At 33.8% G+C, this 22,179-nt stretch carries 19 protein-coding genes and 1 riboswitch; of the genes, 3 read left to right on the top strand and 16 right to left on the bottom strand.

The annotated features are described in order from the left end of the window. The 8 genes from arsB to RTP52_RS07195 form a co-directional block, all read right to left on the bottom strand. A partial coding sequence (arsB, locus tag RTP52_RS07230) for an ACR3 family arsenite efflux transporter (protein ID WP_331661098.1) occupies positions 1-929 on the bottom strand: 929 nt, incomplete at its 3' end. A gap of 59 nt (positions 930-988) precedes the next feature. Further along, on the bottom strand, positions 989-2,731 hold the full coding sequence (gene arsA / locus RTP52_RS07225) for an arsenical pump-driving ATPase (RefSeq protein ID WP_312370171.1): 1,743 nt from the start codon (positions 2,729-2,731) through the stop codon (positions 989-991). A gap of 57 nt (positions 2,732-2,788) precedes the next feature. Then, positions 2,789-3,118: an ArsR/SmtB family transcription factor gene (locus RTP52_RS07220; RefSeq protein WP_312370169.1), complete on the bottom strand. Its 330-nt coding sequence runs from the start codon at positions 3,116-3,118 to the stop codon at positions 2,789-2,791. Positions 3,119-3,529: 411 nt separating this feature from the next. Then, the gene (arsM, locus tag RTP52_RS07215; protein ID WP_312370168.1) at positions 3,530-4,345 is read right to left on the bottom strand and encodes an arsenite methyltransferase; all 816 of its coding nucleotides are present in this window, start codon (positions 4,343-4,345) and stop codon (positions 3,530-3,532) included. A gap of 27 nt (positions 4,346-4,372) precedes the next feature. After that, positions 4,373-4,813 carry a MarR family winged helix-turn-helix transcriptional regulator gene (locus tag RTP52_RS07210; RefSeq protein ID WP_312370166.1) on the bottom strand — a complete coding sequence of 147 codons (441 nt, stop codon included), beginning with the start codon at positions 4,811-4,813 and terminating at the stop codon, positions 4,373-4,375. Positions 4,814-4,982: 169 nt separating this feature from the next. After that, entirely contained in the window at positions 4,983-6,455 is a 1,473-nt protein-coding gene (locus tag RTP52_RS07205; RefSeq protein WP_312370164.1) for a hypothetical protein, read from the bottom strand. A gap of 218 nt (positions 6,456-6,673) precedes the next feature. After that, positions 6,674-6,952, bottom strand: coding sequence for a metal-sensing transcriptional repressor (locus tag RTP52_RS07200; protein WP_312105531.1), 279 nt, complete (start codon positions 6,950-6,952; stop codon positions 6,674-6,676). Positions 6,953-6,985: 33 nt separating this feature from the next. Continuing rightward, complete coding sequence (locus RTP52_RS07195; protein WP_312370162.1) at positions 6,986-8,308, bottom strand: MATE family efflux transporter; 1,323 nt, start codon at positions 8,306-8,308, stop codon at positions 6,986-6,988. A gap of 236 nt (positions 8,309-8,544) precedes the next feature. After that, a riboswitch (NiCo riboswitch) is annotated at positions 8,545-8,650 on the top strand. Between the two features lie 114 nt (positions 8,651-8,764). Here RTP52_RS07195 and RTP52_RS07190 point away from each other — a divergent pair. Next, complete coding sequence (locus tag RTP52_RS07190) at positions 8,765-11,284, top strand: cation-translocating P-type ATPase (RefSeq protein WP_312370160.1); 2,520 nt, start codon at positions 8,765-8,767, stop codon at positions 11,282-11,284. A 338-nt stretch (positions 11,285-11,622) separates the two neighbouring features. Here the strand turns inward: RTP52_RS07190 and RTP52_RS07185 are convergent, their stop codons facing one another. Then, the gene (locus RTP52_RS07185; protein ID WP_312370158.1) at positions 11,623-12,015 is read right to left on the bottom strand and encodes a GNAT family N-acetyltransferase; all 393 of its coding nucleotides are present in this window, start codon (positions 12,013-12,015) and stop codon (positions 11,623-11,625) included. A 114-nt stretch (positions 12,016-12,129) separates the two neighbouring features. Between RTP52_RS07185 and RTP52_RS07180 the strand changes: the two genes are divergently transcribed. Continuing rightward, positions 12,130-12,369, top strand: a complete 240-nt coding sequence (locus tag RTP52_RS07180) for a hypothetical protein (RefSeq protein WP_312370156.1) — start codon at positions 12,130-12,132, stop codon at positions 12,367-12,369. A 142-nt stretch (positions 12,370-12,511) separates the two neighbouring features. Here the strand turns inward: RTP52_RS07180 and RTP52_RS07175 are convergent, their stop codons facing one another. Together RTP52_RS07175 and RTP52_RS07170 are read right to left on the bottom strand one after the other, a co-directional pair. After that, a complete protein-coding gene (locus RTP52_RS07175; protein WP_312105520.1) occupies positions 12,512-13,063 on the bottom strand; it encodes a DUF3877 family protein in 552 nt (183 codons plus the stop codon). Positions 13,064-13,207: 144 nt separating this feature from the next. Further along, entirely contained in the window at positions 13,208-13,573 is a 366-nt protein-coding gene (locus tag RTP52_RS07170) for an ArsR/SmtB family transcription factor (protein WP_312105517.1), read from the bottom strand. A gap of 476 nt (positions 13,574-14,049) precedes the next feature. Between RTP52_RS07170 and RTP52_RS07165 the strand changes: the two genes are divergently transcribed. Next, positions 14,050-16,623 carry a X2-like carbohydrate binding domain-containing protein gene (locus RTP52_RS07165; protein WP_312370154.1) on the top strand — a complete coding sequence of 858 codons (2,574 nt, stop codon included), beginning with the start codon at positions 14,050-14,052 and terminating at the stop codon, positions 16,621-16,623. A gap of 175 nt (positions 16,624-16,798) precedes the next feature. On the opposite strand, the gene RTP52_RS07160 is transcribed toward RTP52_RS07165, so the two are convergent. The 5 genes from RTP52_RS07160 to RTP52_RS07140 all read right to left on the bottom strand — a co-directional run bounded on the left by RTP52_RS07160 (position 16,799) and on the right by RTP52_RS07140 (position 22,159). Next, positions 16,799-18,763 (bottom strand): beta-propeller domain-containing protein, encoded by a 1,965-nt coding sequence (locus RTP52_RS07160; RefSeq protein ID WP_312370152.1) that lies wholly within the window; start codon positions 18,761-18,763, stop codon positions 16,799-16,801. A gap of 123 nt (positions 18,764-18,886) precedes the next feature. Continuing rightward, on the bottom strand, positions 18,887-19,489 hold the full coding sequence (locus RTP52_RS07155) for a pentapeptide repeat-containing protein (protein ID WP_312370150.1): 603 nt from the start codon (positions 19,487-19,489) through the stop codon (positions 18,887-18,889). A gap of 180 nt (positions 19,490-19,669) precedes the next feature. After that, the gene (locus tag RTP52_RS07150) at positions 19,670-20,575 is read right to left on the bottom strand and encodes a D-isomer specific 2-hydroxyacid dehydrogenase family protein (protein WP_312107553.1); all 906 of its coding nucleotides are present in this window, start codon (positions 20,573-20,575) and stop codon (positions 19,670-19,672) included. A 12-nt stretch (positions 20,576-20,587) separates the two neighbouring features. Continuing rightward, positions 20,588-21,373 (bottom strand): aspartate dehydrogenase domain-containing protein, encoded by a 786-nt coding sequence (locus RTP52_RS07145; RefSeq protein WP_312107551.1) that lies wholly within the window; start codon positions 21,371-21,373, stop codon positions 20,588-20,590. Positions 21,374-21,538: 165 nt separating this feature from the next. Then, complete coding sequence (locus RTP52_RS07140) at positions 21,539-22,159, bottom strand: hypothetical protein (protein ID WP_312370148.1); 621 nt, start codon at positions 22,157-22,159, stop codon at positions 21,539-21,541. Positions 22,160-22,179: the final 20 nt, after the last annotated feature.

Raw genomic sequence — 22,179 nt, 5'->3', positions numbered from 1 at the left:
AATAAAGCTATAGCGACAGCAACGGATAGTTCAAAGAAATTAGAAGCTCCTATCATTCCAGCTGGAGCAGCAACATCATGAGGAAGCTTTATTACTTTTGCGGTAATGTATGCAATAAAGAATATTAAAAACGTTTGTATAATCAATGGAATTGCGATCAGTATAATATGCAATGGATTATTTATAATTACATCACCTTGAAATGAGAAAATAATGATTAATGTTAGTAATAACCCTATAATAGTTGTATTATTAAATTTCGGTATAAAGCTATTTTTAAAATACTCTTCACCCTTCTTTTTTATTACTAACGTTCTAGTTAAAATTCCACCTACTAGCGGAATTACTACAAAAAGTACTACGGATAGGATTAATGTATCCCATGGTACAGATACATTAGAAACTCCAAGAAGGAATTTCACTATTGGTATGAATGCTACTAAAATAATCAGATCATTAGTCGCAACCTGTACAACGGTATAGGCTGGGTTTCCCTTCGTTAAGTGACTCCAAACAAAAACCATTGCGGTACACGGAGCAGCACCTAATAAAACTGCACCTGCAAGATAATCTTTCGCCAATTCTGCTGAAATCAATCCACGAAATACTACATAGAAGAAAAAATATGCGATTCCGAACATAGTAAACGGTTTAATAATCCAATTTGTTATCCATGTAACATATAGCCCTTTCGGATTTTTACCAACATTTTTTACACTTTTAAAATCAACTTTCATCATCATAGGATAAATCATAAGCCAAATAAGAATTGCAATTGGTATAGAAACATTAGCATATTCAAATTTACCCAAGAAGGCAGGTACTGCAGGAAGAAATTTACCTATAAGTACACCAATTATCATACAAGCTATAACCCATAGAGTTAAATACTTTTCAAAAAAACTAATACCTTGATTTTTCTTATTCATCAACTAACCTCCACCTATACCTCAGATAGCTTTAAAAAGGTAACTGAGAATATCTATAGTTAAATATTTTTTAATTTTTCTCCCTTTAATTCTTCAGGATGCCAAGAGATAACAGCTACATTTCCATTTGAATGTTCTTTCACCTCATTTATCCACTCTATTTCGTTACTTGCTTTGGCTCTTAACACCAGATTGGTTGTTTCAGTAGCAAATAATGAGGAATTAATAACCCACCATTTACTTTGTATACTCGCACGTTGTAAATCTTCCTCTAACCTTAATGCTTCAAAAACGGGAGTTGCCTCTGCTAATGTAACAATTAGAACAGCGGTTTCTTTATCATTACGAAGCCTTGGTAGAAGTTTTTTAACAGATTCAGGGGTATCACCTAAAGTCCTTTGAACTTCCTTGTGATAACTTTGTGTAGAATCTAATAATAATAACGTATGACCCGTCGGAGCGGTATCTATAACAACTATTTCTTTATCCGCTCGCTCTACAATATTAGCGAATTCTCGAAATACTGCGATTTCTTGCGTACATGGTGAACGTAAGTCTTCTTCGATATAAGCAATATCATCTTCCGATAAGTTATTTGCCCTTGCTTTGTTTAATACTGTTTCCTGATATTTTTTAAGAACTGCTTGCTCATCAATATGGCTCATAGAAATATTTTCTTGCTCGTCAATAATATATTTTAAGTGAGCTGCTGGGTCTGTAGTAGATAAATGAACTTTACAACCTTTTTCAGCTAATCTTAGTGCTATTGCTGCAGCAACCGTAGTTTTTCCAACTCCACCTTTACCCATTGTAAAGATTACCTTCTTGCCAGACAAATACAAATCATCGACAACATCCTGTAATCTGGCTAAATCCTTAGCATCTATCCTTGTTGATTTAACAATATGTGAATCCATGTTAAAGAAAGATCGTATATTATCAATTCCCATCACATTATAGGCTCTTAATGGAATCATATAAGAATCAATATCATTAAGCTCTTCTGGTAGATTTTCGAGTGCATTCTTTTGCTTATTATATAAGCTCTTAGAAACACTATCATCCACAGTTTCTAATATACCATTTACAATAAGTATTTGATTTCTTATACCTAACTCTTTTAATTCTTTCGATGCTCTTGTAGCCTCTTTTAATGGAGCCTCCTCAGGTCTTGTTACCAAAATTAAGGTGGTTAATGCAGTGTTACTTAAAGTTGCTACTGCTAACTTATAGATATCTTTTCTCTCTTCAAGCCCAGAAAGTTGACCAAGACAAGATGCTCCATGGGTACTCTCACTGATAAAACCACTCCATGCGGATGGTAATTGCAGCATTCTTAAGGTATGACCAGTTGGAGCAGTATCAAATATAATATGGTCGTAATCATTCTGTGCCTTTTGATCGGTAATAAAATTCGAGAACTCATTGAATGCTGCAATTTCTACAGTGCAAGAACCTGATAATTGTTCCTCCATATTAGTTATTACTTCTTTTGGTAATAAGTCACGAAATGGAGCTACTACACTTTCACGATATTCAGCTGCTGCTTTTAAAGGGTCTAAATTAGCTACTACTAATCCTGGTACAGAAGGGATTGCAATACCTTTCGAGTTTAATTGAATCTCGAAAACATCCTGTAAATTAGATGCAGGGTCAGTACTGATTAATAATACCTTTTTCCCTTTATCAGCTAGAGACACCGCTGTAGCGCAAGCCGTAGAAGTTTTACCTACTCCACCTTTCCCTGTATAAAATAAATACTTAGTTAATTCGATACTATTTGGGTTAAAAGCTTCTCTCATTTCAAATCCTCTTTTCTCTTTATCCCTCTTGTTTGAAAAAATAATTGAAATCCTAGGTTAGTTGTTACAGTCACAAGATTCTTGGCTGCATTTTTCACAGATACACCCTTTTTTTGGAGTGATAATACCCATTAAAAAATACATCATTTCATTTGCTCTTTGTAAATCAATTTTGTATCTCATCCAAGTACCTTCTTTACGACCTACTACTAATCCACAATCCATTAAAGATTTCATATGATGTGACAATGTAGGTTGTGAAAAATCAAAGTGTTTTTGTATATCACAAGCGCATAATTCACCGCAAGATAAGATATCAAGTATTTTCAAACGGTTCGAATCTGAAATTGCCTTCATCAACTTACTATTTTCTTCGTAATTATTCATAGTGACACCTCCTATATAGATAATGTTCTATGTGTAGTATATAGATGAGTGTCTATAAAGTCAATAAAAAATAATTGATTTAATGCAAAAAAATTAATGCATACGTTAATATCTATGATACTATATGCGGCTTAATGCCATTTTTATTTAATAAAGAACAATAAAAATAGGCATTAAACCTAGAAAGTCTAATGCCACAAAAACACGATACATAGATAGATATATATATAACAGATATTAATATCTTTAAACTATTATTACACTCCTTTTTTCTACCAAAACAATATCATGCCATTTTCCGTCTGGCATCCGTCCTCAGCCAATCATTAGGTTGCATTTTCTCTATTGAGAAGCCCATAATAGTGCCTCCTTTTATTCATGATAAGAAAAGTACGCGATGCGTACTTTTTCTTATTTATATGCTTTTACATGAGCACCTGCGAAAGCACCATCGACTGCATTTTCATCAAGCTTAGCATATAAATCATTAAGGTTTTCAGCTTCGGCTATGTTTTTAATCATATCTTTGGTGTATATATTCACGGGGGTAATCTCAATACCTGTAAAGCCAACCTCTTTTAGAATTCGTTCATAATCGCTAATACTGAGTGCTCCAGAAATACAACCAACCCACAATTGTACACTCTGCCTAATATCATCTGGAACGTCTTTCATTTCAACAATATCAGCAATCGCCAACCGGCCGCCCTTTTTTAGAACTCTGTATGCTTCTTTTAGCGCTGATTCTTTACTCTCAGATAAATTAATTACACAATTTGAAGTGATTACATCAACTACTTCATCCGGTAAAGGGATATCTTCTATGTAACCTTTGATAAATTCAACGTTTGTTGCTCCGCTCTTTTCTTTGTTACGGTTTGCAAGCTCTAGCATCTCGTCTGTCATATCTAGTCCGTAAGCCTTACCGGAATCGCCTACAAATTTAGCTGATATTAAAACATCAATACCGCCACCACTTCCTAAATCCAGAACTATCTCGCCTTTCTGAAGATTAGCAAGTGCCACTGGATTGGCACATCCCAATGATGCATTGATAGCTTCTACCGGTAAATCGGCGATATATTCTGCAGAATATAAGTTGGAATCAGTACCACAATCGCAACAACAAGATCCACCACTACAGCAGGATCCTTTTGATGTCTCAGATACTTGCTTCGCAATTCCACCATAGAACGTTTTGATTTCATCTTTCATACTATTTGCCATAATCATTCCCTCATTAAAACCTAATAATTAACAACATTTATTATTTTTAGCAGCATCAGTTAAGAGAGCTAAACTTTCCAGTACCTGGCCTCTTTTATCCTCAGGAATTGAACAAAAGATATCCTTGTAATAGGTCTCCATACTTTTTTCAATACTATTGAATACATTCTTGCCATCCTCTGTTAGTTGGATAATGACAAATCTCCTATTCTCAGTATCCAGTTCTCTGATAGCCAATCCTAATTCTACAAGATTATTAACGGTCCTACTCATGGTGCTTTTATCTACATCTAATAAATCAGCTAGATCGACTAGAGAAACTTTCCCCTTCTGTCCTATCTCAACAATTGCATGGCACTGAGTTACCGTTACACCACAACAGGACGAATCACTTTTCTCCAACATACCTAAGTTTTTCACCAGAACACGGATTAATTTTCGAAGTGTTCCACTTCCTTGGTCAATCATTATATTCACCTCCGAGAATATTCTAACATACAACAGTTGCAAATTACAACAGTTAAATATAACAATCTATATACATATTTCATAATTTACTTCACTGGGCATTGCTAAGATGACGAAAGCTATGAGAATACATAACAGATACAACTCCCTCAACCTGTTTTTTGTAGTATCAGTTTGATTTTTCTAATTTTACCCATTCATATTTTGATACAGTACTGTAATACCATGTATTTTGATTAATATGAAGTATGTTAGTAATTAATCCGTTATCATTCATCTTAAGGGTTTTAATTGTCCAATCATTTTTATCACTCTTCTTTTTTATTTCAAATAAGCAGCCTTCATTATTAATAGCATAAATGTCTTGTCCGTACTTAATTAATTTATATACTATTATGTTTTTACTTATTACCCTATTTTCTTTGGTTTCTAGGTTATAAAGATTTAGAGATTTACCGGTGGTATAAATAATAGAATTATTAATATATTTGAAATCAATAATCATATTATCATCACTAACTACTTCTATCCAATTTACATTATCATAATTATAGCAATAAATTTTATTGTTGATACTAGCATAGTAAGAATTATCATCACCATTAATATCAAAAGGTATATAAGTTACATCTTTCACTTCTGGAAGTAATATTGTTTTCCATGATTCACCTTTATCAGATGAAATATTCAATTCTGAATTAGTTAGAAAATATAATTTATCATTATAATGAAATGAATTAAGTATTTGATCTTTTGTTTCTAATATACTTGAAAGCTCTTTTGAATTATATTTATAAATCTTTTGATTGCAAACAATTAATATGTCATCATCTTCTATAGGAAGGACATTTTTTATATCTTCTTGAATTGATAACTCGTTCCATACAGTATCGTTATTACTTTTATTTAGTAAAATCGAATTATATTGAATGATGTTTATCATTTTAAATCCCCAAGCATATAAAGTGTTACTATTTTTTGTATTTGCAATACCTTCTATATTATAAATATCAACTAAAGCTTTATCAGTATTTCCATTAAAGATACCACCACCTATTGGAATTTTGTGAAAAGCATCTGTAATCTTCTTTGTTTTTGCATCAACAAATAATTTTGTAAAATTATCTTTATTATCTCTGCATACAACTTGTAGTACAACTTCCCCATCTTCTTTACTTATTTTAAAATGATAACCTATAGCCCATATTTCACCGGGTCTTATATCATATTCTTTTTTTACCATTTTTAAAGCTTCTTTTGAATCGATGGTAAATTCATTTTTATCTATTAAATCTTTCCTATCATAAAGCCCTATCCCTTTTACCAAATCCCTTACCTTATGATCTCTAATTGTAACTACCCAACTTTCGGAAGAATTAGGTACTGCGAAGATTAAATTCCATGAGTTTCTTCTCCCATTTTTCCCCGCATCATTTTCTTCTTTACTTAATATTGAATCAGTACTAATTATTAAGACTAATAACACGCGTGGATTTTTTTTATGCACCTCATTATAGGCAATATTATAAGCCTCTTTTATTGTGGTACTTTTTTTATTGCCAATAGTTTTATAACAAACAAAAATAATACAAAGAACAATTAATAATGAAAAAAGAATTTTAATATTATTACGTAACACCATACGTTACCATCCATCTTGGTCTTAAAAACAATATATCATATAAAAGCATCTGATATAACTATAATTTTATCTATCATATTCTTTTATTCAAAAGAATAAAGGTAGTTTTACTCACTAGTAAACATGCCTATTATTTTTGCAAATTATTATTATAGATTATCTTTAGACTTTATTATGTAGTTTCATCAAAACTTCCAGTAAAGCATAGTGTGCAAATATTATTTGATAAATTTATCTATTGCATTATCTAATTCTTGAATAACCTCTTCGTCCCCTTCTTCAATCGCATGAACTATACAATGGGAAATATGTTCTTTTAATATTACTTTTCCAGTATTATTAATTGCCGATCTTACCGCGGATAATTGAATTAATACTTCACTACAGTCTACATCTTCTTCCACCATTTTTTTAACAGACTCTAAATGCCCTATCGCTCTAGAAAGACGATTAATCACTGCCTTTTTACTTTCATTGGAATGTTTATGTTTACTCATACCCTCCTCCAAGGTTTCTATTTTTGATATCTATTATATCATGATTTTTTGCCATTTGCCTCTTAAAAATCTAATAAGTAAAAGGATACCTCTTATTGTAATATCCATTGCATATCCGCACCACACACCAAATAATCCGAGATTAAAAGTAACAGCCAATAGATAACCAATACCTACTCGTATTACCCAAATGCCAATTAAAGTTGCATACATAGGAAACTTGGTATCGCCTGCTCCTTGCAATGCGCTTGTCATTATTTGTGTCAAAGCTGCAAACGGTTGGAAAAATGCAATCAATCGAAGTACCATAACTACCTTTTCTTTTATTTCAATCGTATCTGTAAATATAGATGCTAACTGTGGTGCAAATATATAAAATAGGATTCCAATGAAAACCATAATAACTGTTGTTATCCAATTTGATACAAAAGTAATTTTTTTAGCTTTATTTACATCATTTTCACCTAAGCTTATTCCAACTAAAGTTGCTGTAGCCATACCAAACCCAAATGCAGGTATATAAGAATATCCCTCAATACTTCCACCAATGTTATGGGCTACATAGGAAGCGGTTCCTAATGAGATAATCATCCCATTATAAACAAGTTGGCCAATTCGCATAATTAATTTTTCAATTCCAGCGGGAATACCAATAGTTGAAATAGACCTAAGTATTTCATGGTTTATTTTAAAACCTCTAAGCTTTATTTTGAAACTGGAATCTTGATGTATTAATTTGTAATATAAAAAGATTGTTATAATAATTCTTGAAATTGTTGTAGCTAATGCCAACCCTGCAATTCCTAATCCTAGATTAATAAACAGAATATTTAAAATGATATTAAGTATGTTTGATACCCCAGTTGCAAGCATAGGTGTTTTAGTATCTTTTCTAGCTCTAAAACAACTAGATAATATCTGTGTTAAACACAGGAAAATCGACGGAACTGCGACAATTATGTAATAAGGTATTGCATACTCCATAACTTCTTCTGTTGCACCAGAAATCTGTAAAATAGGTTTATAAAATATTAGACTTATAACTCCAATTACAGTACCAATTAACATTCCTAATATGATAGAGTGTTTAATTGCATCGCCTGCTTTTTGATTATCATTACGACCAATGAACCTTGAAATCACCGTAGAAGCACCTACACTGATAGCTGTGTAAAAAGCAATAAAAATATTCATGATAAGATTTGTGACACCAATAGCAGCAATTGCATTATCGTTCAATTTACCTGCAAAGTAAGTGTCTGTCGTGCCTAACAGTGTTTGGAATATATTCTCAATAATGATTGGGAATGCAAGAAAAACAATAATTTTTAAGTAGTTTTTAGATTTGTCATTCATTTTACTATCTCCAGTGATTTAAATTAACCCCCATAGGGGGATATAAAGTTTATATCATAATTCAGTTATGAAATCAATAAATATTTAACCTCATAGGGAAAGTAACGTAAGCGGATTGCGAGTATCCGCCTATACTTACATTTATTTACACAACTGCATTGACATAGAATATTGCGTATGATATAATCCAATTGAACTCTTTGCACTGCATTACATTCATTTCGAGTGCGCGATCAACAGTACAAACTGAGCAGGCGATGAACTTTATTAATTTAAAGTCATGGGGCTGGGCCGCTAATTGCGGCAACAGATTGAATTTTAATTCACATCTGTGGGACAGTAATGTGTTCCATAGGTGTGATTTTTTATACCCTTTTTTGGAATACATAACTGAGGAACGAAGTGCCATAGAGCTATCAAACGAATGCCAGAAGGCTAAAAACGGAGGTAACTTTTATGACAAACAAAGTTAACATGGCAGGAATAACCTCTGCCGAAGCAAAAATATTGCAGGAACAATACGGTAAAAACGAACTCACACCGCAAAAGAAGGAAAGCTTTATAAAAAAGGTTTTTCATATTATCTGTGAGCCAATGTTTTTGCTCCTAATTGTTGCTGCAATTATTTATTTCATTCTTGGAGAACCTCGTGATGGTGCTGTAATGCTAATTTTCGTTATTGGTATTATAAGCATTGATGTCATTCAAGAATGGAAAACAGACAAAACATTAAATGCACTAAAAGACTTAACTGCCCCGCATGTTACAGTTATTCGTAATGGCAAGGAAACCACCATTGCAAGTGCAGACCTCGTACCAGGTGACCTTATGATGATTCATGAAGGTGTTAAAATTCCAGCAGACGGTATTATCGTTAAATGCAATGACCTTTGTGTGGACGAATCATCGTTGACTGGTGAGGCAGAGGGCGTTTGGAAGGTGAATACCGAAAATGCTGAAGCTACATCTGACTATTGGCGAAAAGATTATTGCTATGCTGGTACACTTGTTACACAGGGAACTGCAACTGTCTTGGTCGATAAAATAGGTACTAAAACCGAATACGGAAAAATCGGAGCAAATATTGCATTAGCACCCAATGAAGATACACCACTTCAAAAGCAGACACGAAGTCTTGTTAAGCTTTGTGCAGGTATTGCAGTTATTCTACTAACGCTTGTTGGTATCTTCACTTATTTTAATATTCCTGATCATGAAATCGGTGAAAGAATTATTGAAAGCATACTGTCTGGTATTACGCTAGCAATGGCAATGATTCCAGAGGAATTTCCTGTTATTCTAACAGTTTTTCTTTCTATGGGTGCTTGGCGTTTGGCAAAAAAACAATCCTTGGTACGTAAACTTCCATCTGTTGAGACTCTTGGGGCTGTATCCGTTTTGTGTGTAGATAAAACTGGTACAATAACAATGAACCAAATGAAAGTACAAGACACTTGGGCCATGGACAGTGATACACATACTTTATGTGAAACAATGGGGCTTGGTTGCGAAACTGATGTCTATGACCCAATGGAAAAAGAGATGCTATCTCACTGTGACAGTCTTGGCATTACCAAAGATCATTTATTTAGCGGTGAACTAATCACCGAATATGCTTTTACGAATGAACTAAAGATGATGGGGCATGTTTGGAGAAGAAATGGTGAAATTATAATTGCTGCAAAAGGATCTCCAGAACGTATTTTAACTATATGTAAATTAACTGATGTGGAACTAGAAATCTGTGAGAAAAAAATCTGTGAGATGTCAAAAGAGGGACTTCGTGTCATTGCAGTTGCAACTATGAAACCACAAACTGATGAGGAGATCCCAAAGACAATTACCGATTGCTCCCTAACCTTCCTTGGACTGATTGGTCTTGCAGACCCACCAAGAGAAAGTATAAAAGCAGATATCGCTGTCTGTAACAAAGCTGGTATTCGTGTTGTTATGATTACAGGTGATAATGGAATTACTGCTTCTTCTATTGCTAAAAAAATTGGTATGCCAAACAGTGACAAAATTATTACAGGTGATGAACTAAGTAAAATGACGGACGAAGAACTTCGTAAGAAGGTTAAGGATGTTAGTATTTTCTCTAGAGTTTTACCAGAACATAAGATGCGAATTGTAAAGGCATTTAAGGATAACGGAGAAATAGTTGCAATGACAGGCGATGGTGTAAACGATGCACCTGCTTTAAAATATGCAGACATCGGGATCGCTATGGGCAAACGTGGTAGTGAGGTTTCTCGTGAAGCTGCAGACCTTATCTTAATGGACGATAATTTTACTACAATTGTAGAAACGGTAAAGGATGGAAGAAGAATTTACGATAATATCCGTAAGGCAGTTGGCTATATCTTTACGATTCATATCCCAATTGCATTTGCTTCACTCCTAGCCCCTATGCTTGGTATAGCACCAGTTGCACTATTTTTATTACCACTTCATGTAGTTCTGCTTGAATTGGTAATTGATCCTACCTGTTCGATTGTTTTAGAGCGACAACCTGCTGAATCGGATATTATGGAGCGTAAACCACGTAATCCAAAAGAAAAACTTGTGAATATTAAAATGCTGTTAAAGAGCGTTGTTCAGGGTATTGTGATTTTTGCTTCTTCATTTGCAACATATTTTACAGTTCTTGCAGGAAATGAGGATAATGCATCTTTGGCTCGTACAATGGGACTTACAATCATTATACTATCGAATTTATTTCTTGTTCTAGTTAATAGCTCTGACCACGATTTTGCAATACAGTCCTTTGCTCGCCTTGTAAAAGATAAGGTAATGTGGATTGTCGCTGTATTTACCATTTTAGGATTGCTAGCTATTCTGTATACGCCACTTACAGGATTTTTAAAGCTTGCATCGTTATCTACTAGTCAGTTCATAAGAGCATTTGGAATAGCTGTTGTTTCTGTTTTTTGGTATGAATTAGTAAAGGTATTTAAGAAACTTAAGGTTCAGTAGACTTATAATCATTTCTATACACAATTGATACAAAAATGTATCTGATTAATATGCATGACAAGAAGTTTTAGCTATTTTCGTTTAAAATACAGTAAATAAAATGAATAAAAGCGGTCAGGATTTTTTTACGCCTGACCGCTTCTCTTCTATGCTGTTTCTATAAAGTATTTCAGAAAAATAATGCATATTAGTTTTATAGAAAAAACCTCATCAGGGAAGTCCCCCGCTTACATAAGCGGGGGTATGGACTTGCCTGTTTTAAAATGCCACGTAGTGGCAATGAGGTAGAGCTGGTAGCGCAAGCGGATTACGAATATCCGCTTTGACACACTTACTTGTTATTCAAATATTTTTTCATAGCACTGAGTGTAGTTCATCCTGTCAAACCCTATCTTGCAATAATAATTATATGGTTCTTCATCAGGTGTTACAAACACTTTCTTGCAACCATACGATTGTAATATTTTTAATGAGTTATATACACAAGCTTTTCCTAATCCAGATTTACGATATTCTTTTGAGGTTACCATTGGTTCTAAAAGCCCTGTTTGAGTTTTATTATCATACCAGAAACCGCAAAAGGATGCATAACTACCATCTGGTGCTATAACAACACTACAAATATCACGGTTATAATTTAGCCAAGCATGTTTTATTGGAAGATAAACTTCATCGTCTATCTTAGGTATTTTACCTTCATAGTTAAAACCTTCCCAAATCAATTTGCTCAATCGGTCAACTACTTAATTAGGTGCTAGTCTTATTGATAACCGCATTAGCTTGACATATTATATGGGAAAATTTACAATACTCATATGGATTAAATGTAATTCTTGGAGGCCGATATGTTTGAAATGAGGAGAACAAAAAATGTTCAGTTAGGTTTAATTATAATTTCCTGTATTGCACTTATAGTTTCTTATGTGCAATCTCATAGTATAGTCCGATATTCATCTTTCATTGTTTTGTTTACTTCAATAACGATTAATGTAGTTATTAATTGTATCCGAAAAGATGTGGAAGAAAACTTTAAAGCTCTTCAAAAGAGATGTTTTGATGAGATTAAAATGATAAAAGAAGAATAGGAATCGTTTTGTTAGAGTACTAAAAAAGCTGTTCGCATGTGCAAACAGCTCATATATTAATGAAAGGTACATATTTTGTAGTTTCAAATTATTCTACTACCCTAATTTAAAATTGTTCTAACTATTAGTCACAATCTAATAGTTAGAATCCAAAACTAACATAATCAGTATAAGTATATCTATGATAGGTCGCATGGCATTCTTCAAATTTTATACAATAACGATATGCATCTGGATCACCATTTTCAAAATATATTAAATAATCAAATTCTCCATTGCTTACTTTATCACATATGACTTTGTCTGAAAACCGATGAAATACCAATAGAATATCTTCTATGCTGCAATGATGATTACTTATTGTCTCGATAAATTTCTGTAAAAAAATTGGGTCGTTCACCTCTTTATGGACATAAGTTACTCCTTTCGGAGGAATTACAAAACAGTATCGGGTGTTGTTACGATAATACTCTACGTTGCCAAAACGTTCTTTTAAATAGATGCAAAACTCATATAAAACTTCCGAAAGCTTTTCTTTTGTTAATTCTGCACCTAATAAATTATTTATAGATTCCATTGGATAATATAATCGTAAGGTTTCTTCTCTATAGCCTAATTTAATTTGTTCTTCTTTTATTACATCTATAATATTATTTTCTAATGATTCAAAGTTTAATTTACATTGTATATCCATATTGCTCTCCTTCGCCTGGATAATTTACGATTGTGACTTGCTAATTACGATATCTGGGTTTTCTTATATTGTGTAAGATTCAAGGATACTGCAACCCCCAATATCTGTACGATTATCCAGACCAATATCTAATATGATTTTTTTCTAATATAATTTTTCTCTAATATGTTCTAATCCTTTTTCAAAGATATCCTTGACATGATCGTCGGTTAAGGAATAGAAAACAACTTTTCCTTCTTTTCGGAATTTAACTAAATTCGCTTCTTTTAATGATCTTAATTGATGTGATATTGCTGATTTCGTCATATTTAATAATACTGCCAAATCGCATACACACATCTCATTAATATCCAATGCACTTATAATTCTGGCACGTGTGCTATCCCCTAATACCTTAAAGAAATCAGATAAATCATATAACTCGTCTTCTCCAGGCATAGATTGTCTGACTCTCTCAACTATATTTGCATGGATAACGTCACAATCACAGTTAATATCAGGTACTCTCATATGAATTCCCCTGCCTTTCCATAGCCTGCAAACTTTGAGCCGCAGGCATAATATCTGCACAGTGTTTTGCAAAGCAATTCACTGAGTTAATGAACTTTATTTTCTCAAAAACATGCCTGCAAGTAGGCAACCATGCCACTTTTGTGGCACAAACAATCAGTAAGAAGAACGCTTCATTCTCGATCTTCTAGTGTGAGACTTAGAAATTTTTGCTCAGCGTAATGTGCTAACTTAGAATTTTTTCTAACACTTCACTCAGTTATAATAGTTGAATAATGACTCAACTATATTACAATATTATAGTTGAACTACTGCTTTGTAGTCAAGTAGATCTTTTGGTAGATATTTATTCCTAGATATAATCACAAATATTTACATTATATGGGAATTGTGCTATTTTTAAATTGTAGGGGTTATATAACATTTTATTAATTAACTTTGACAAATCAAGGTTAATACAAGAAAGGAGTATAAAAATGAAAGGATTAGTTAAAAAAGTAAGTACGTTTCTTATCGCACTATCGCTGCTGTTTGGTTTTATTACGGTACCAGTTAGTGCAGGCACTGCGTTTTTCGTTATCGAAAGCGAAAATACGCGATTATCCTCTGAGCTTCAAGTTGTTACTGCAATTTATGGACAACCAAAGCCTGGATACTCAGGGTCAGGATTTGTTTGGATGCAGAACTCAGGCACATTAACTTTCGATGTCACTGTTCCAGAGACAGGTATGTATACGATATCCACTCGGTATATGCAAGAGTTAAGCCCTGATGGTAGACTTCAATACTTAAGCGTAAACGGCATGAATAAAGGCTCTTTTATGTTGCCATACACTACGGTGTGGTCGGATTTTAACTTTGGAATTTATAAATTAACCAAAGGCAGTAACACAATACAAATTAAGGGAGGTTGGGGATTTGCTTATTTTGATACTTTCACTGTGGATTATGCGAAATTAGATAGTTTAATTGTAGCTCCTACCCTTTCCGATAGCCAGGCAACACCAGAAACAAAAATTCTAATGAAATATTTGACTGAGGTATATGGTAAACATATCATCTCTGGACAGCAAGAGATCTATGGAGGCGGAAATAACGGAAATCCAGAATTAGAGTTTGATTGGATTTACAATTTAACAGGTAAGTATCCAGCAATCAGAGGATTTGATTTTATGAACTATAATCCATTATACGGTTGGGAAGATGGCACAACAAATCGTATTATTAATTGGGTTAATAACAAAAACGGTATTGCTACGGGATGCTGGCATATTACTGTTCCAAAAGATTTTAATTCCTATAAGCTCGGTGAATTTGTGGATTGGCAAAAGACAACCTATAAGCCAACGGAAACAAATTTTAAAACTGCAAATGCTGTTATTCCTGGTACAAAAGAGTACCAATATGTAATGATGACAATTGATAATTTAGCAGAGCAGCTGCTTATTTTACAGCAGAATAACATACCTATCATATTCCGACCATATCATGAGGCGGAAGGTAATGGTGGAGCAAATGGAGAAGGTGCGTGGTTCTGGTGGGCATCCGCAGGTGCAAAGGTTTATAAGCAATTATGGGAAATGTTATATACAAGGCTAACTAAGGACTATGGATTACATAATTTAATTTGGACGTATAACAGCTATGTTTACAGCACCTCTCCTGCTTGGTATCCTGGTGACAATATGGTAGATATCGTCGGGTATGATAAGTACAATACAGTCTATAATCGCTATGACGGGTTATCCGGTGTTCCAAATGAAGATGCTATTACAACTATATTCTATCAGCTCGTTGATCTAACAAGCGGTAAGAAAATGGTTGCTATGACAGAGAATGACACGGTTCCAAGTCTTCAAAATCTAACCGAGGAAAAATCAGGTTGGCTATATTTCTGCCCATGGTATGGTGAGTATCTCATGAGCTCTGCAAATAATTATCCCAAAACACTAAAAGAGCTTTATCAAAGCAATTATGTTATTACATTGGATGAGTTACCGAACTTAAAAGTTGATGATCAAACACCAAGTTCGACGATCACACCAACTTCTATAACATTTGATAAATATACACCGAATCAAAGCGATAAAACAATTTCCATAGTGTTTAATGGAAATACATTGAATTCAATCAAACTAGGTACAACGACATTAAAATTAAATGTAGATTATACCTTAAGCGGAAATAATCTTGTATTAAAGAAAACTTTCCTTTCCCAAATACCAATGGGTGAGAATTCTTTCGTTTTTGACTTTGATAAAGGAAAAGATCCTGTTTTAAAAGTTAATGTCATAGATTCAACGCCGAGTGCTACTATTACTCCGGTTAATGCAACCTTTGATAAAGCAGTAGAGAAACAGCAAAATATCAACGTAACAGTTAACTTAAACGGACTTTCGCTTGTGAGTGTTATGAATAATAGCAATTCACTTGTTATCAACAAGGATTATACGGTATCAGGCAATACAATTGTATTACTTAAATCCTATCTATCCATGCTACCACTTGGTGAAAACAAATTAACATTCCAATTTAGTGCTGGTAATAACCCTGTTTTAACATTGAATGTCATTGATACAACTGCTCCCGTGGTTACAGGAAATATAGTAATTCAAGCTTTTAACGGAAATACAAGCGCATCCACCAATGGAATATCACCAAAATTTAAACTACTTAACACTGGAAACTCAGATATCGTTTTGAGTAATGTAAAACTTCGTTACTACTATACAATTGATGGTGAACTATCACAGAACTTCTGGTGTGACTGGGCAAGTAACGGTAGCGAAAACGTAAAGGGTGAATTTGTTAAGCTTGCAAAGCCAGGCACGGGAGCTGATTATTGTTTGGAAATTACATTTACAGCATCCGCTGGAACACTTAAAGCTGGGCAAAGTGCAGAAGTCCAAACAAGATTTGCGAAATCAAACTGGTCAAATTACAACCAAGCGGATGATTACTCATTTAATGCATCCAGTAGCCAATACGTAAATTCTGAAAAAGTTACAGGATATTTAAACAATAAGCTTGTTTGGGGAATCGAGCCATAATGATTAACAAGAAAAAGTCAAGATAAACGAACTTTTCCTTATACTGAAAGAAAGAGAGCAGGTACCCTGCTCTCTTCTGCTGTTCTACTAGATCATATGTATGCTTTTCTTTTTAAATCTTCGGGTGTTTGTGTCTTTAATCCTGTTACGGAACAAGACCTGATTGTTATAATCATTAATAGCTAACTTGATTAATAAATGAACACTCTGGATAGCTATATACTGCTATGACGCTATCTGTTAAAAAATATAATTTACCATTTGTATAGCAAAAACGAGCATCATGTATATTGTTAGTAATTACATCGACATCAGTAAGCGTTATAAACTCAGACGATGGACTAATCATCACAACAGTACCATATCTTCTATTTTCATAGCGGTAATCATCTATAAAAATTGGAAATGCAAATAGATTATTTTTTACATCAACCATTATACTTTGCGGATTATAACTTGCTGGACTATAGGAACCTTCAAGATAGGCTTTTACAAACACTTCTTTTGGATTATATAAATTACTCACATCAAACAAACTTATTTTAAAGCCCAAATCCTTTGTTGAACCTGTAGAAACTTTTTTTCCAGCCTCGTCTAAATAAAATCTTTCTTCAGTATTTCTACCAAAGCCGACTAAATACTTATCTCCTACTGGATGTAAATACTGGCTAAAACCAGGTATTTCTAATTCACCTGTCTTTAAAGGTTTCGATGGATCTGAAAGGTCAAATACAAACAACGGATCAACATTGCGGTACGTCACCATATATCCGACATCACCCATAAAGCGAACAGAATAAATTCTTTCATCCACAGCAAGGCCTGAAATGGAAGCAATCGGCTTCATGGTATTAATATCAATTGTTATTATTCCATTACCATACGAATAATTTCCAGAAGCAACCCTTAAAATACCGTTGTATTCATCCATTGAATATTGATTTATCAGGTACCCATCTACTTCAGCTATACCAACAAATTTGATATCCATGCCATCGATTGCAAACCGATAAATCTCAGTTGTTAGAGAAAAAGCCACAGCTTCACTGGATGATGATTCTTGAACGTAGCGTGGTTGGTTTTTCTCTCTACTTATATATAGCGAGTGTGTATTCATATAGATATTGGAGCCTGAACCAAGATATGCTTGTGGAACGACAACATCATTTTTTGTAATATCGAATGTACCAACTAACATATATTGTGCATCTATGCTATCAGGAAAATATAATATATTAGCAGGTTGTATTACTTTTATTTCAGTAGAATCTGCTGTATCTTTATACATAGGAAGTATTTTATAATCATTTACACTAAAATCAGAAATATAAGGAATTTCTTTATTAGTTACAAAATATAAATTATCTCCAATTAATCTTGAAGAAACTTCACTTCCTTCAATTTCTATCGTGCGTTTTAGAATAGGATTTTTCCTGTTACTGATATCATACACAGCGTACACAGTAAAAAAATTCAATGGATTCGCATAATTAGTTTCTACTATATCACTATAATCAGAATAGGATTTGGAATCATCCGATCTGTTGTTAAAATCTACGTATTTTCCTCCACAAACAACAAGAATGTCATCTGATATATACATATCATAGAACGATTTGTAGTTATCACTTATCATCGTTTTACTTACAATATCAGGCAGTTCTTTGGATGTATTAATTATACTAAGCATACCATCTCTTAGATAATAAATATAATATCCATCATTTTTTATAATATCTGCTTCGTCAACACCGGATACCTGAGTGTTTGTTTCGGAATGGTTTGTATTGTTAAAAGATTCATTACTATTGCTACTTTCTGTTAATATTTCACCTTTATCAATAATGTTCCAAAATGTTTTATGTTCTTCATTTGGGAAAATATTCATGGAATAAAGAATCGAAAGCAGTTGTTTATATGTACCGGCATTTGCAATTTTTTCATCCGCTTTTTCATTCGTTTTGGTTAAATCTTTAAATGAAATACTTGTTACAAGTTCTTCATTGCTATAAACTTTTAGCTTTTGCATGGATGCAAATAGAAGTGAATCAAAATCACATCCTCCCCCCGTAGATGCAATTATGAAAAGTAACAATATTGATACAATTTTTTGTTTCACACTCCGTTTTAATTGAATCATACAAAATAATTCTCCCATCCTATGATTTATATTTTTCATAGATTAGACGAGATTTATTTTGATTAGTTCCATAATTTAGTATATTATGGTTGCTTTTAACTCTATTTGTAGCCTTTTAAGTTCTTACACAATTTTCATCCCAAGTAACTGCACAATATCCATAGCTTGTATTGGGTTTATTTTGGCTCCCTGTAATTCTTTAAATGTATCGGATACTGTTATCCCCTCTAAAGTACAGGTAGATAAATCAACACCTTTTAGTTTTGTTTTGAAGAAATCACATCTTGATAAATTCACTGTGTGGAAAATTATTTTCTTAATCTTCATTTCTTGGAAAGCAGAATCACAAAAATCCACATGATACATACAGCAATTATCGCTTAGAATACTAGTAAAATTTGAATAATGAAACGAACCACTTTCAAATATTACCCTGTGTAATGAGCTTTGGCTGAAATTACTCCCATCTCCTTTACACTCATTTAATTTAGTATCCCTAAAATAGCAGTCCTGAAATCTACAATTCGACAAATCACAGTTTGAAAATGTTACATTCAAAAACGAACTACCACTAAAATCGCAGTTAACAAAACGGCATTTAGAGAAGACAATCCCATCAAATTCTATCCGATTCATTTTAATTTCAACAATTTCTTCGTTTGTATATTCTTTCCCTGCAATAGTTTCTTCGCCATCAATTGCTGCATAGATATCATGCTCTAACATCGGTTATCCTCCGGTTATTTTTTATGTTATAATAACAGAAGCCCGTGGCATCGGGCTTCATGTCTATGTTTAGGTTCATCTAAAATGATTATGTTATGATCGTAATTGGAATTGGGCAAAATTACAGTTAACTTAAATAATGTAATTAGTCACCACACCTATTTTTTAAGAGAAAATCATTTACATATTATTATCTCTTAAAAACGTCTCGATATTATTTAATACCTTTTCACTCAGACGATCAAAGGCTTGTTTGGTACGTCCGGTAGACACATGCATACAATTAACATGAGGATTCGCAAGAAGCTTACCAGTATTATCTCCTAATGCCCCTACTGTATCACAGAAAAACTCATTATCGCCATTGGAAAGCCACTTTGAAAGTGCAGTTACGTCATGTGACGGACCGATAGAGGTATTAAACATGATTTTATGATTTCCAAGCCATTCAAATTGTTCTTCTTGGAATAAAATAACGTTCTTATTTAAACAAGTACAGACAACATCTACGGTTTCCAACAACTCTTTCATTGGTAGATACTTGATGTTTCGTGCTTCCTCTTCTGGTTTACGGGTACGGCTATAATAATATAAATCTGCACCCAGAGCCTGAAGTGCGACAGCTATCATCTGTCCGGAAGTACCAAGACCTACGATACCGACTTTTAGATCAGTAATCTCTATCGGAAGCTCTTGCCACTGCTTTCCGCTAAAACCATGTAGATACCGTACAAGTTCGCTGATTACATATTCAACGACTCCCTGATCACCATAATCACGTATTCCATAAACTGTGATATTTTTAGCATTGGCGGTAAGAATGTCTACATTTGCGCTTTCTGGTGCATATAGACTGCAACACATACCGATGTAGCGGATATTAGGGCAAGCATCCAGAATTTCCTTATCAATACTGCTGGTGTAGCTAAGAAGTACAGCATCCGCATCACCAATTCGGTGAATAATTTCTTTGTTGTCCTTCGGTATATCATCAAACATGATTACTTCTTTCGCATAATCATGAAGTTTTTGTTCCGCAGATGGAATCAAGCTAACTGGTTCGATTGCAACTAATTTTTTAAACATTTTTCCTTCCTCCTAAAATACAATTGGTGCTACAGCATTTTGTAGTACAGCTACGACGCTCCAAGCAGCAACCTTACTGGTTCGTGAATAGATATTAAGTTCTGTTCTTACTTCTTCGCCTTTAATTTCAATTTTATATTCATCTCCTCTAAAACCAGGAACCGCTTCAATATTCATAATAGTATTTTCAGGGCCTGCGCTGGCAAGAGCAGTTGCTACTGCGACATTCACATGGGTTGGAAGGATTGCAATTGCTTCCTTGGTGGTACCGGTAAATACTTGCTCACGTTCTGTAATATCAAGTAATCCATCTTTGTAAAGTGGTGTATAATAAAGTGATCCTGGCGCTTTTTGTGAGCTGATGGAAGCTGTTATCGGGCTCATGAGAGCAGCGGTACGCAGAACATCAAAACCGCCTACAGCACCGCTGGCAATATATACACGGCGTTTATTTCGTGCTGCTGTAGTTTTAACTCTTTCATAAAATTCCTGATCTGCAAAGGCTCCGATTGAAAGTACAACAAGGTTGGAACCGCCATTAAGTACGATTTCACTATAATCCCTGACCGCTTTCACAGATGCTGCTTCTGCTATAAAATCTGGTTTCATCTCCATTAGTTCATTGATATCGGAACATGCTTTGCATCCAAAATGATCAGCAAAGGCTTTCGAGCGGGCATAAGTCCTTCCTAACACAGCAACAAGTTCATATTCTGGCAGATAGCCATCCTTCAATGCATTGGCCACGATTTCATTCAGATAGCCACAGCCGATAAGTGCTAATTTAATTTTTTCCATTCTGTACTCTCCTTCTAGTAAAATAATCATTAAACGCTATTCTACCATAGAAATCCACTTTGGTCTATCCTATATGGTATATGTTTCGATACAGAAAGAGAAAAGCCCATTTTGTAATAGGCTTTTCTCTGCTTTCAAACACTTTATTTGCTACAATGAGGAATGCTATTTCACAAGCAGATTCCTAACCTCAAAACTGTCAACAACGCCGCTCGTTTTACCAATATTAATTGTAACGCTCCTGTTAATACCAAATTCGTAAACGTACATCGTATATGTGGAAAGTTCGTATATTTTACTAGGTTCCCCATATGCGGCTAATACATCATCCAAGGTGGATTTATTAAAAATGATACCTTTTGGTAAAGCGATGAAGGCATCTTTTCCATTCTCGTTTTTGTTTTTAATTTCAATACCGCCTACATAACATTTTGAAATCGAACGCGTTTTTTTATCTGCATTTATAACAGTTGATTCTATTTTTAAATCTCCTAGATGAAAGGATGCCCAGCCGTAGTATTTAGGTTCTATTTTTTCACTGTCATCTTCATTCATCTCAAAACCGTATGAGACAAAATCAGAATATTTCATCGGCATCGTATAGATTACATCGTCGATTTGCAATTGAAAGCTGTCCAAATCTTCTGATAAATCTTCAAGAACTTGGGTAACTGGTGTCTGATTCCCTGACCCTGATCCAGCCGATGTCTTAACTGCTGCTTTTTTTGAACATGCTGTACATGCTAAGGCTATCGTTAATACAGTAACTAATAATATTTTTTTCATCTTTGTATCATCCTTTTCTA

Origin of the sequence: Lachnoclostridium sp. (genome assembly GCF_031997925.1) — a bacterium.
Taxonomy (GTDB): domain Bacteria; phylum Bacillota; class Clostridia; order Lachnospirales; family Lachnospiraceae; genus Lachnoclostridium.
Note: the sequence above shows the minus strand (reverse complement) of the source record. Positions and strands in the feature narration are given on the sequence as shown.